Raw genomic sequence first — 12,092 nt, forward strand, 5'->3', positions numbered from 1 at the left:
CGCAGGCTTTCGTCCAGCTGTGTAACGACGGAGATCAGCTCACTTCGGCGGTCGCTCACGTACGCATCCTGCGATGGGTCATATGCGAAGAATGCCGACGCAGCCGCGATGATCAACGACAAAGTACTGGCCACAATCGGCAAGGTTCGGTTTCATCGTGGTGGCTGAACGCTCTCTTCGGTCGTGGCCTCGGGTCCGGATGGTTGAGGTGGAGACTCCTCATCGCGCGTAGAGCCCGGGTCACCCAGATCGAGCATGGAGGCGGAGTCACTCATGCTTCACAGCTCTATTTGAGTTGCGTACTGCTGAGAACATCGGTCGCGGCGATTTTGAGGACCCCGCCTTCGTCTACCAGTCGGTAAGCCGTCGACTCGCGCACGATCCGCCCGTCACGGAAGAAGTACGTGAGTGTCGCCTGCGTGCGATCGGGTGCCGAAGCGCTGACATCGGCGACCTCGACATCGGCAATGTCGCCCCAGAAGGCCGCATAACCGCGACGTCCCCCGGCGTGATTCTTCTGGTAACCGGCGGTCATCAGCGGCCATGCGCTGTCGAGATCACCTGGCAGCATCGCGTAGTAGCCGGTGACCGTCTCGACAGCTCGCTGCTCCGGGGTCGGCTGCCCGGGCACCGGGGTCGGCGCTGGCACCGGCTCTTCTGTCGCGGTCGGTGGCGTCGGCGCCGAAGATGCGGGTGATGTCGAGCTGGGATCGGGCGAAACGGGCGGGGGCGAAGTGGCCTCTGACGTGGGCGTCTCGGTGCTCGATCCTGCCGTTGGAGCCCGGTCGGTGTCCGGTGTGCCGGCCTCGATGGCGTTGGGCCCGAGGGGGGTGAAGAGCAAAACCGCGCCGAGAACAAGGGCGCCGACCAGAACCAGGATGCTGGCGATCGCGCTCGTGCGATGAGGCGATGTGACCGGACGGTTGGGGGCTGCGGCATTTTTCGTCGGAGACGGCATTTGACCGGGTCGACCCCGTGCGGGATGCGACGCCCAGGCGGGCGATTCGAAGAGGTCCTCGAGGGCGACCGTCTCGGCGGTGGGGCCGTTTGCGGGTGGTGTGGGTCGGGTGGGGTCGACGGGCACCGTCCCCGCGGCAGGGTCTATCACCGGGGCCGGCTGGGCCTCGATCTCCGCGGTCGCCGGGGGAGCGGCCGCGTGCACATCGGAACCGTCGTCGGCCTCCTGCATGGGGACGGTTGGAGCGGTGCGAGCGTGCGGTTCCATCAATTCGGTAGCGACATCTCCGGCGTTCTCTGCTGGGGCGCCCTCTACTGGATCCGGCACGACGGGTATGGTCGCAGGCTCGATCGGTACGGCCGCCGGCACGGCTGCGATTCGGGTCTCTTCCTGCAACGCCGAGAGCGACTTTACGATCGACACCATGCTTGGGCGCCGCTTCGGGGTCGCAGACAGCATCTCCCGAAGCAGAGGCGCGAGCGGACCAGCGTGTTTCGGCGGCGGATAGTCGCCGCGCGCTACCTTGTGCAGCAAGGCGATCGCGTTCTTGTCTGAACCGAACGGCGGTTCGCCCTCCAGCATCGCGTAGAGGGTCGACCCGAGCGAAAAAACGTCGGACGCGAAACTGGTCGGCATCCCCTTGGCGACCTCGGGAGCGAGGTAGGCGGGAGTGCCGTGCATCATCCCCGTCGCAGTGATCGAGGCATCGCCGAGAGCATGGGAGATCCCGAAGTCACTGATCATCGCAGAGCCGTCCTCCGTGATCAGGATGTTGCCAGGTTTGAGGTCCCGATGCACGATCCGCATCTTGTGCGCTGCTGCGAGCGCTGAGCTGACCTGCGCTCCGATCCGCGCCGTCTCGAACGGAGTCAGCGGGCCATGCTCACGCAGCAGGGCCGACAGCGGCGTCGACTCGATGAGCCGCATCACAATGCACGGCTGGCCTTCGTGCTCCACGACGTCGAACACCGTAACCGCGTGGGGGTGGTGGAGCCCGGCGGTGATCCGCGCCTCCCGCATCGCCCGGTCCGTGGCCACCTGACGTTCGGCGTCGGTCAGCTCCGGTTGGGTGCGGAGCATCTTGAGTGCGACATCTCGGTGCAGCCGCTCATCCCAGGCGTGCCAGACGATCCCCATGCCGCCCGTGCCGAGCATCGCCACCAGCCGGTAGCGGCCAGCGACGAGGGTGGTCGGAGTACTCATGGAACGCGCTCCTTCGCAACTACGCAGAACGATACGCCCGCTGATTCGATCCCTCATGGGCTTGCGCCGGCGCTTCCGGTGTGGAACGGCTGCCTTCGCCGTTCCGTTCCTGTGGGATGTTTCTCACGCGCCGTCAGGATGCAGGAGTCGTTGCCCTGGGCGTCTGACCTGGGGCGGGAGCCAGCTCTGCTCCGTCGTCGTCCTCGCCAACGATCACCGAGCCCGTCGCCGCCTGCCGCCATCGGGCGAGCGATGGGGGGTCGCGGCTGTCACGACGATCTCCTCGAGGCGAAGGGACATGCGTCAAGACTAGGCAGGGGCGCCAGCCGGGCAACGGATGGTGGCCTGTAGGTTGTGGCCAGAAACCTTCTCAGTCGAGCGGCGTCGGTGGCGGTGGCCGTGGTGCTCCCCGCGGCGCTTGCGGGCTGCTCCACGGATGCGGTGATCGGGGGATCCGGCGGCGCTCGCGTCATCGAGACGACCGAGAAGCTGATTCAGGCCGCTGGCTTCTGGCGAGAACATCGCTCTTGCTTGTGCCGACTCGAAGGCGGAGTTCGGTGAGCCGCAGGAGTGGGAGGGTCTCTCAGCTGGCGAACCCGAGCGATTCAACGACGAATACCGGCCGGAGCGGGCCGCGCGGCATCCAGTGTGGAACAACAACCTGCAACTCGGCGGCGAGGGGGCGATGTCGGGTCGGGTTTTTCCCGGGGACGTGTCCTATCGCGAGACGGACAATGGCCTCTGTGTTGTCGACGTGGTCTGATGGACTGTCGAGAGCTGAGATGACCGGACAAAACTGCTCGAAAGGGAAATGCCGATGGAATCCTTCGTCCTGAACAACACTCACCCCATGCCTTCTCTCGGTCTCGGGGTCTACCTCGTCAGCGACGTCACCGAGTGCGAGCGTAGCGTCGAAGCGGCGCTCCGCACCGGCTACCGGCTGATCGATACCGCAGCGGTATACGGCAACGAGAGAGCCGTTGGACGCGGCATCACAGCATCCGGAGTCGACCGCAACGAGATCTTCGTCACGACAAAGGTGTGGCCAAGCGATTACGGCTACCAGCGCACCAAGAAGTCGATTGCGCGATCGCTCGAACGTCTGGGGACCGGCTACATCGACCTTCTGTTGCTTCACCAGCCATACGCGGACTATCGCGGAAGCTGGAGTGCACTGGAGGACGCCGTTACGGGAGGCCAGGTTCGCTCGATCGGCGTCAGCAATTTCCGCATTCAGGACCTCGAAAAACTGTTGACCGTTGCGAAGATCACGCCAGCCGTCAACCAGGTGGAGCGGCATCCGTATTTCCAGCAGAAGGACCTCGCCGCGTTCCTGGCCAGGAGCGAGATCGTGCCGGAGGCATGGTACCCGCTCGGTCACGGATCGAAGGAACTACTCGGTGAAACGGTCTTCACGGAACTGGCGAAGAAGTATGGCAAAAGCGCGGTGCAGATCATCCTGCGCTGGCACATCCAGTCCGGCTTCGTCGCCATCCCGAAGTCCACCAATCCGCGCCATATCGAGCAGAACTTCGACATCTTCGATCTCACTCTCACGGATGCCGAGATGGAAGCGATCGCTGCCATCGACCGAAACCGGCCCTCGTTCCGCGTGCCGCGCTGGCTGCTCGGCGCGGTCTCCCGCGTTCCGGCGGTCCGTGATCTGCGGTGATCCCGCGGTGCTGGAGGGCGCACAAGCCCAAAAAGCCGTCCCGGGGAGGGGCCTTCCCGCTACGGTCGCTGACGCTGGTTGTGGCCGGCCTCACCTTCGACGGTCGCCTCGAGCACCGTTTCGACGTCGTGGTGCTCCGGCTCGCGAACCGCGATGATCACGAACGGAATGGCCATCAACCAGTAAGGCGTGGCTACATCCACCAGCGTCAGGATTGCGAGGCCGCCGGCCATCAGCCCGAGACCCATCGCGGCAACCGTGCGCGGGCCGATCTCCGATGTGAGAAGTGCGCCGATGGGTGCAGCTGCCGTCAGAGCTGCTCTTCGTGGAGTCTCGGGCAGCGCGCCTTTGCTGAGCCGATTCGTGCAACGCTTGACCCATGGATCTGGAGGTGTCGCCTGGGCTCACCCTCCCGGCATCCGAACTCGGCTGGCGGTTCTCCCGCTCGTCTGGCCCCGGTGGCCAGCACGTCAATACGTCGGACAGCCGCGTGGAACTTTCCTGGAGCGTCGCCGACTCTGCGGTGCTCTCCGACGACCAGCGACAGATGTTGCTCGTGCGCCTCGGGCGGCGCCTCGTCGGGGGAGTCCTCACCGTCACCGCATCCGAACAGCGCTCTCAGCTGCGCAACCGGGGCATCGCCCGGCGCAAGCTCGCCGAGGTCGTGAGCGCGGGTCTCGCCCCCGACGGGCCCCGTCGGCGGGCGACGAAGCCCACGAGGGGGTCGGACCGGCGACGCCTCGCGGCGAAGGAACGGCGCTCCACCACGAAACAGCAGCGACGGAGGCCGCCCGCCGAGTAGAGCGGCGGCCTACACCGTCACGCGCTGGTCGCGTCTTCAACCTCTCCCACGAGTTCCTCGATGATGCTTGAGGAACAGGACGCCGGTTCCCTCGGAGTGGAAGACGCGACGTGCGCGCCGGTTCGGCGCATCGCCGCGGAGGCACCCTGGAGCTCGCTGTCGTGGAGCGCCGACGCGAGCCGGCGGATCCGTTTCGCCTGAATGGGTTGTTCGTCTACCTGATCGACTCGGCAACGCACCGGATCGCCTGGGTGGAGCACGCCACGTCTCACACGCCGTCTCGCCGCGGATCCGACAGTCTCCCGCGGTGTTCGAATCAGTTTGGGAATCCTTCTCGTGTACCTTCTGTTCCCCTACCGATCCGGGAGTCGGCAGCCGATCCTCCTGGAATCGGGTTCACGACGGTCGGTTGGCGGAGCGCCGTGACCGACGGATCGTGAAGAGGCTCGGTTTCCCAGCGAGCGGTGAACCGGGAGTTGAGCAAGTCGAGCGCGAGGTGCAGGCGGTGAGGAGTCTCGATGAAGATCACGTCGACGGCCAGGCGTGAGCCGCCGTCCGCCGAGCCGGCGCTCGCCGCTGTTGCACCATCTGCGCTCCAGATGCCGAAGGCCGCAGTGACCTCCAGGCGGCTTTCGCCTTCAAGCAACGCGACAGTCAGGTGGTCGGCGCCGCCTGGTGCGACGTCGATGCCGGTCAGCTGGGGGAGCGCGTTGTCCGGCGCCGGGAGGAACAAGCCGGCGCGGACCGAGCGGTTGAGCGGTTCGGTTGGAAGAGGGGAGATGGCGAGGGAGGCCAGTCGTGCGGCGAGCGTGTCATCCGCGTCCTTCCCGCCCCCAGCATCGCCCGACCGCCTGATCGCCGGCAACAGGTGCTGCCAGGCAAGGTTGAGGACACCCTGCATGTCTTCGCTCTGACCGGTCATCGCCAGAACGACACCGTGTTCGGGAAGCACGACGCAGAACTGGCCGAACGCACCGTCTCCGCGGTACCCGTGCCGCGCCATCCAGAACTGGAATCCGTAGCCCTGCTCCCAGTCCGAAGCCGGATCTGAGCCGTTCGACACGTGTGACCGTGTCGCTTCTTCGACCCAGGCTGCCGGCAACAGTTGCCGGCCCTCCCACCGGCCACCTTGCAGGTACAACTGACCGAGAGCGGCGATGGCTTCCGTCTGTGCATGCAAGCCGCTGTAGCCAAGCTCCTGTCCCGCCGTATCGGTGATCCAGCCGACATCGTCGATCCCCAGCGGATCGAGCAGTCGCGGTCGCAGGTAGTCGGTCAGTGACGAACCGGAGGCGCGCTGCACGATGAGGGAGAGCGCGTAGGTGCATGGTTGGTTGTACGCGAACACTGTTCCCGGTTCATCGTCGGGCGGCAGCAGCAGGAAGCCGCGCACCAGATCGAGCGGGTCGCGGTCGAGCGCTCGCTGGAGCGTCTCCTCCCGATGCCCGCTCGCCATGGCGAGCAGGTGCCGGATCCGGATCCGCCGGCTGCGCGGGTCGGTGATCTCGGAGTCGAGTTCAGGGAAGTGGCTGAGAACTGTGTCATCCAGATCGAGCAGTCCTTCGTGGACGGCAAGGCCGACGGCGGTGGACGTGAAGCTCTTGCTGAGGGAGTAGAGCAGATGCACCCGGTCGGCGGCGTACGGCGCCCACCACCCTTCCGCGAGCACATGGCCATCGCGCAGGAGCATCAGGCTGTGGGGTTCGATGCTCGGAGCGGCCTCCAGAGCGTCAAGAAAAGCGACGACGCCCCGCGCGTCGACGGCGTGGGCGGACGGTGTGCTTCTCGGCAGTGAGCGATGCATGGGGTCCATGCTAGGACCAGGCACCAGGCTGTCGACGAAAAAGTGACATTCACATGCCGACGTGGGAACCGAATGGTCAGGGAATACAGTCACCTGCACCGTGCTCGGCGAGGAAAGCCTCGACATCGACACTCGGGTTCGGGATGCCGCCCTGAAATACCTGCAGGGCGGGCAGCAGCAGACCGAATCGGCTTACTGGCCATTCGCCGGCGTCGCCGAGGAACGGGGCTCCACGGGGGACCCCACTCTGGAACCGTCACCGTTCTTCACGACGATGCATGGCTACGCGACACCGTTCGCACCGCAACTTCCAAACGACGGAGAAGGAACGACCCTAGATGGCTGACGCCGCTCACCACTCGCGGTTGGTTCTGCCGTTCACGCCACAGGGGACGGCAGACATCCAGCCGAACTGAAAGCCGCCACCGGTCATGGCGTTCAGCTGGATGCTGGATGCCACGGCCCGGACATCGGCGTCACGTCACCTGACGGTTGCGTGCCGCCCATTCGATGCCGTTGGTCGCCTGCTCCTTGGTCAGAGCCGTCGCACCTCCGCAGTTTGAGCACACGACGAAATAGCGTCGTGAGATCGTGAAGAGCGGAATGAAGAAGAGCGATACCTTCGTCGCGCTCTCAATGACGTCCTGGGATGCGTCTGTGCGGCAGTATTCGCAGACGAACCTGACGACCACGAGGACGCGGTCGCGCAACGTCGTGCCGAAGATGAGGAACATCCGTCGAGTGTATGAACCGGGGCCAACGAGCAAGAGGGGCTTGCGCAGCCACGCTCCGCATGGCACAGGAACATCGCCTCGGCAGGGCTTCCTGGCGAGTATTCGCCGGTTCTAGACTCGCGTCATCCTCGAGGAGAGGCGAGATCATGGCCACCATGCGGGTGCTCGAGTTACGAATCCACGGAATCGCGAACGCGCCGCCTGCTGACATGCTGTGCACGACGACGGAGGAAGTCGAAAGAAAAGACGGCGACGAGCAGGGATCCTTCTGGCGGATCAGGCCGAAACCATCCGTCGTATCACCGGCGTCAGCCCCGACGGCGAACGCCCCGATCCAGACGGTGGCCGAAGCGTACTCCTGGGGGAACCAGGCACGCAGCGGGGCTTCCGCTCTCGCCCTGATTGGGCGCGCTGTCGTTCACGTCGGGTGGTTGTTCGTCCTGCCGTTCGGGCTGTGCAACCTCGCCTACTGGGCGAGACGCGACATCAAGGGTACGGACGAAGATCCGAAGTGGTGGGCCGGCGGCGACGGAGCCGTGAGCATTCGCGTGTTCGCGCTCCTGCAGACGCTCTTCTACACCGTCGGCTTCGTCACGGTGTGTGTGCACCTGATCGGCCTCCAGTGCTTTCAGACGTCGTCTGGAGAAGACGCACCTCGATACCATGCCTGTGCGGCGATGCCCGGCTGGCTCGACTTCCTCGCAACCTGGAACCCGATCGCCCGGGCGGCGCTGTTCAGCATCGCCCCCATCGCGGTGACCCTGCTGATCTACATCATCAGTCTGAGAGCACGAGGCATGTTCAACCCGCAGAGCTCTTTCGACGACGACGCGAAACGCACGTCCAGCGTGGAAGAACCAGCCGAGGGGGACGCAAGTGAGGCGGATCCTCCGCGACCGGCGCTGCTCTCTTCGGCCGGTTTCTGGCATCGTTCCCGTGTCGGGCAGACCACGGAGCGAGCCCATTTCGCTGCCGCGATAGCGCTCATCCTTTTCCTCCTGGCGGAGGACGCGCTGCTCGACGCCGTGCCGCGTCCGGTCTCCGTCCGCGGCGCCGATCTCATCGGCGTGCTCTCCGGACGGATCGACCCCGGCAGCGCCGGTCCCGTGCCGCTCGTCGCCCTCACGGTCGCCGTTGTTCTGCTCGCAGGGGCAGCCGTGATCGCTGCAGCAGCCGGGTTGAGCGGGAAAAGCTGGTCCACTCGGTCCAAGCGCGGCTGGTCCACGGCCATCCTGGTGATCGCAGCGGCGGCGTATCTGGCCTGGGTCGTCTGGGCGATCGTCGCTGTTCGTGCGCCGACGGCGGGGGAGCAGCTGGCGACTGCCGGCGGACTTCGCGGCCTCACCGTCACACCGACGGCGATAGCGGCTGGCGGCGCGCTCATCGCGGTGGCGAGTCTCACCTGGGGATACCGATGGAGGCGTCGCCTCGTGATGTGGTTCGTGTTGCCGCTCGCACTGGCCTGTGGTGCCGCATCCGCCCTGTGGGGGGTCGCCCCGACCGCTCTCGGCGGAATGCGCCCTGTTTTGGCGTGGCTGTCGGTGGGACTGGTCGTGCTAGCCATCATCGTCGGGTATCTGCCGTTCAGTGATCCGCGAGTGCGGGAAGCACGCCGCCACACCGGGTGGCACGGTAACGGAGCGGCAGTGGTGCTGTTGCTGGCGCTGCTCGCCTCTCTCATCATCACCAGCCTGCTCGTGCTCGGCACTCACGCGTGGCTCACGGCCGACACGGATGAACCGGTGGTCAGGGACAGCTGGCGGCTTCTCAATCCGCCGCCGGAGACAACGGGTATCGGTTCGATCCCCACGCCGGAGTCGATCGGGGCACCGCCGTTCCACGAGCGATTCGCCGGGATGCTCGTGGTCGGGTTGGTCGTCTTTCTCGCTTTCCTCCTGCTCACGGTGGGCGCGGCATCGCGGCGGTTTACCGCCTTCAGCCTGCCGGGGCCGGGATCCGAGGGTCTTGGAGGGACCGGCCGTCTGGTCCCGGACTCCGAGGACGTGCCCTCACGCCCAGATCCGAAGGACGGCACGCATCCTCCCCAGACGGTGCGGGAGAAGGACTACCCTCCCAGCGAGATCCGGCCGAGCGGTCGGCTGCGCGCTGTCGCAGATGCCCGCCGAGTCGCCGGCCTCCTTCACCGAGGGGAACCGCTCATGCGGGTGCTTGCGATCCTCACGGCAGTGGCCCTTGTCCCGCTCGCCATCCCGTACATCGGCGAAGTCCTGGAAGAAGCGCCATTCTGGGAGGGCCTGCTGGCCGTATCGCGATGGGCGATCGGTTTCATTGCCTTGTCGGCGGTTGCCGGGGTGGTGACCAACGCGGTCACCTCGACGGAACGGCCACTCGCCCTGGTCTGGGACATCATCTGCTTCTTTCCCCGGGCGGGGCATCCGTTCGCGCCGCCGTGTTATGCCGAACGCGCGGTCCCGGAGGTGACCAAGAGGATCAAGCGGTGGCTGGGGCAGAAAGAAGCGGGTGAAGACGGGACGGTCATCCTCTCTGCTCATTCGATGGGCGCGACGATCGCCGTTGCCGCGATCCTCGCGCTGAAGGGCGAGGAGGAGAGCGACGCGCTCCCGCGCGTGGCCCTGCTGACCCACGGTGTGCAGTTGCGCCCATACTTCAGCCGGTTCTTCCCTGAAGTGTTCGGCCCGCGTGTTCTGGGCGTGCGCGGAACCGAGGGGCCACGGATGCTCGCATCCGACCCGTGGAGAAGACAGGTCATCGCCGACAACCGGCCGCCGGCGTTGCCTGTGCACGTGGAGGGGGACCCGGAGTCCGTGGTTCAGCTGCTGGGCGGCGATTTCAGCGATCCGGACACCCCGGTCCCACCGAGGTGGCGGAGTCTCTGGCGCAGAACCGACTACCTCGGCTTCCCGGTCACCGGGTTCTGGAGCAACGAGACGAACGGCGTCAATGAGAACCCGATCGACCGGCGAGCGACCGAACGGTCGCCCCGCTCATATCTGTGGGCGGTGGCGAAGCACAACGACTATCTCTCGACACCGCAGTACCGCGCAGCCCGTGACGAGCTGATCGCCATGCTCGCTGATGCAAACAACGGGCGTGCGCCGACCCACCGGCCACCGGAACCCCGAACCGGCAGGGCCCTCCCAGGGTTGAGCTTCTTCCGCAGGAACAGCCGGCGCCGCGGGATTTCCCCCGGATGAACGGGCGGCGCCCGACCTGCCACGCGGCGAGAAAGAGCATGGGAGGTGGGGTACCTGCTCGAAAGCTCGATTGCCCGCCGCTGAGCTGCTTCGGCTCGGTCGAGGGCGGGTGGCAAGGTGGACATGCACGCGATGCTCAGAACCGTGAGCGCGCACGCTTCGCTGAAGTCGTCGCCGGCATCCCGGACGGGTACGACGCTTTCGTTTACGGGTTCCGGATCGACCTGTGTGCCTGGTTGGCGTCACCCGGTCGAACAAATCCGAGGCGAGTTCAGCCACTTCGAGGGCGAGCCGGCTCTTGCCGATTCCGCCAGGGCCGGTCGGCGTGATCGGCTGGTTGGGTGCCCGTGGCCCGGCCGGTAGGACACCACAGCGATACTCTGTCTCGGCATGGCGCTGACGAGTGTCACTGCTTCACCGCTGTCGAGACGAACGGCCAGCAGCCAGGTCATGGCCAGTTCGTCCGCGATCTCCTTGAGGATCGGCAGCGCCGCCTGTTGCAGGCCATTGAAAACCGAGCTTTCCTGTCAGTGACGAGGGCGGCATCCACCATCGTCTGTTCGAGACGGGACGCAACGGTCATCCGCTGCCGCATCCGCCGGTCTCCTCGGTGGGGCGCCGGAACGGCGGGCCGGGTGACGTACGATCGGTGGGTGCCTCCCCGTTCGCCCCTGCCGCAACGACTCGGCCTCGATCCCGCATGGATGCGAACCCCGGATCTCGACCGTTCCCGTCCGGATCCGTGGCCGACCATGGGTGCGTGGTTGGGGGAGCGACTGTCGGAGTTCATCGACGTCGCCGGATTTATCGCGGACGAGCGTTTCGTCTATGAGTCGGGTTCCCCGGTTTCCGGAAACGACCCGTACCGCCCGCACACCTTCGTGTGGTTTTACCGGGACCTGCGGGAGGAAGTGTTCGTTCCCGGTGCGATACACGTGGTCCACCAGGATGAGCGGATCCTGGTGGTCGACAAGCCCGCATTCCTGTCGACGATTCCGCGGGGCCGCCACGTCGCGCAGAGCGTCGTGGTGCGACTCCGCGCCGAGCTCGGGTTGCCGGAGTTGTCGCCCCTGCACCGCCTCGACCGGGTGACGTCGGGTCTTCTCCTCCTGGCGACCGAGAAACGCTGGCGAGGGCTGTATCAGTCGATGTTCCAGCGTGGTGAGGTCAATAAGGTCTATCGCGCGCTCGCTCCGCGCACAGCCGACCTCGAGTTTCCCGTCACGGTCAGGAACCATCTGGAAAAACGCCGTGGCCGAATGCAGGCCGAGGTTGTGGCGGACGCCCCGGTCAACGCGGAGTCCGTGATCGAACTGGAGTCGGAGGTCGATGAGGCTTCGGCCGTCTACCGTTTGGCACCGCGAACCGGGCGTACCCATCAACTCAGGATGCACATGTTCGGCCTGGGGATACCGATCAGCGGTGATCCGCTCTATCCGGTCGTGCGAGACGTTTCGGTCGATGATTTCGCGCATCCGCTTCAGTTGCTCGCCAGTGAGTTGAGTTTCATCGATCCTGTCGACGGTGACCGGCGTCGATTCGCCAGTGTCCGCACATTGCCCCTGCCGGAAGAAGCCGGGCCATGAATGCGGGTTCCTCACTCTTGCTGGTGGGGCAACGGACCGGGGAGCAGCTTGTGCCCATGATCCAGAACTTCCGTACGTTCGCCGACGCCGGTGGCCTCGCCGCGCCCATCCTCCTCGCAGGACTCCGTGTCGGGCCATAGCCGGGGTCGTTCACCAG

The 12,092-nt window shown here is 65.9% G+C and carries 10 protein-coding genes; 6 read left to right on the top strand and 4 right to left on the bottom strand.

What is annotated here, in order from left to right; translation table 11 throughout:
- Positions 1-286: 286 nt before the first annotated feature.
- Positions 287-2,161: a serine/threonine-protein kinase gene (locus tag JWP90_RS07435; RefSeq protein WP_297361872.1), complete on the bottom strand. Its 1,875-nt coding sequence runs from the start codon at positions 2,159-2,161 to the stop codon at positions 287-289.
- A gap of 850 nt (positions 2,162-3,011) precedes the next feature.
- On the opposite strand from JWP90_RS07435, the gene JWP90_RS07440 reads away from it, so the two are divergent.
- Complete coding sequence (locus JWP90_RS07440) at positions 3,012-3,833, top strand: aldo/keto reductase (RefSeq protein WP_297361875.1); 822 nt, start codon at positions 3,012-3,014, stop codon at positions 3,831-3,833.
- A 59-nt stretch (positions 3,834-3,892) separates the two neighbouring features.
- On the opposite strand, the gene JWP90_RS07445 is transcribed toward JWP90_RS07440, so the two are convergent.
- On the bottom strand, positions 3,893-4,081 hold the full coding sequence (locus JWP90_RS07445) for a hypothetical protein (protein ID WP_297361878.1): 189 nt from the start codon (positions 4,079-4,081) through the stop codon (positions 3,893-3,895).
- Between the two features lie 131 nt (positions 4,082-4,212).
- Between JWP90_RS07445 and arfB the strand changes: the two genes are divergently transcribed.
- Positions 4,213-4,635 carry an alternative ribosome rescue aminoacyl-tRNA hydrolase ArfB gene (gene arfB, locus JWP90_RS07450; RefSeq protein WP_297361881.1) on the top strand — a complete coding sequence of 141 codons (423 nt, stop codon included), beginning with the start codon at positions 4,213-4,215 and terminating at the stop codon, positions 4,633-4,635.
- Positions 4,636-4,951: 316 nt separating this feature from the next.
- Here arfB and JWP90_RS07455 read toward each other — a convergent pair whose 3' ends face one another.
- Positions 4,952-6,439 (bottom strand): serine hydrolase, encoded by a 1,488-nt coding sequence (locus tag JWP90_RS07455; RefSeq protein ID WP_297361884.1) that lies wholly within the window; start codon positions 6,437-6,439, stop codon positions 4,952-4,954.
- A 61-nt stretch (positions 6,440-6,500) separates the two neighbouring features.
- Here JWP90_RS07455 and JWP90_RS07460 point away from each other — a divergent pair, with 61 nt between their 5' ends.
- Positions 6,501-6,785 carry a hypothetical protein gene (locus tag JWP90_RS07460; RefSeq protein ID WP_297361887.1) on the top strand — a complete coding sequence of 95 codons (285 nt, stop codon included), beginning with the start codon at positions 6,501-6,503 and terminating at the stop codon, positions 6,783-6,785.
- A 130-nt stretch (positions 6,786-6,915) separates the two neighbouring features.
- On the opposite strand, the gene JWP90_RS07465 is transcribed toward JWP90_RS07460, so the two are convergent.
- Positions 6,916-7,173 (bottom strand): zinc-ribbon domain-containing protein, encoded by a 258-nt coding sequence (locus tag JWP90_RS07465; RefSeq protein WP_297361890.1) that lies wholly within the window; start codon positions 7,171-7,173, stop codon positions 6,916-6,918.
- A 146-nt stretch (positions 7,174-7,319) separates the two neighbouring features.
- On the opposite strand from JWP90_RS07465, the gene JWP90_RS07470 reads away from it, so the two are divergent.
- The 3 genes from JWP90_RS07470 (at position 7,320) to JWP90_RS07480 (ending at position 12,075) form a co-directional block, all read left to right on the top strand.
- Positions 7,320-10,349, top strand: coding sequence for a hypothetical protein (locus JWP90_RS07470; RefSeq protein WP_297361893.1), 3,030 nt, complete (start codon positions 7,320-7,322; stop codon positions 10,347-10,349).
- Positions 10,350-11,002: 653 nt separating this feature from the next.
- On the top strand, positions 11,003-11,935 hold the full coding sequence (locus tag JWP90_RS07475; protein WP_297361895.1) for a pseudouridine synthase: 933 nt from the start codon (positions 11,003-11,005) through the stop codon (positions 11,933-11,935).
- On the top strand, positions 11,932-12,075 hold the full coding sequence (locus JWP90_RS07480; RefSeq protein WP_297361899.1) for a hypothetical protein: 144 nt from the start codon (positions 11,932-11,934) through the stop codon (positions 12,073-12,075). Before JWP90_RS07475 ends, JWP90_RS07480 begins: the two co-directional genes overlap by 4 nt.
- Positions 12,076-12,092 lie beyond the last annotated feature (17 nt).

The organism is Mycetocola sp. (assembly GCF_025464835.1).
Lineage (GTDB): Bacteria > Actinomycetota > Actinomycetes > Actinomycetales > Microbacteriaceae > Mycetocola_A.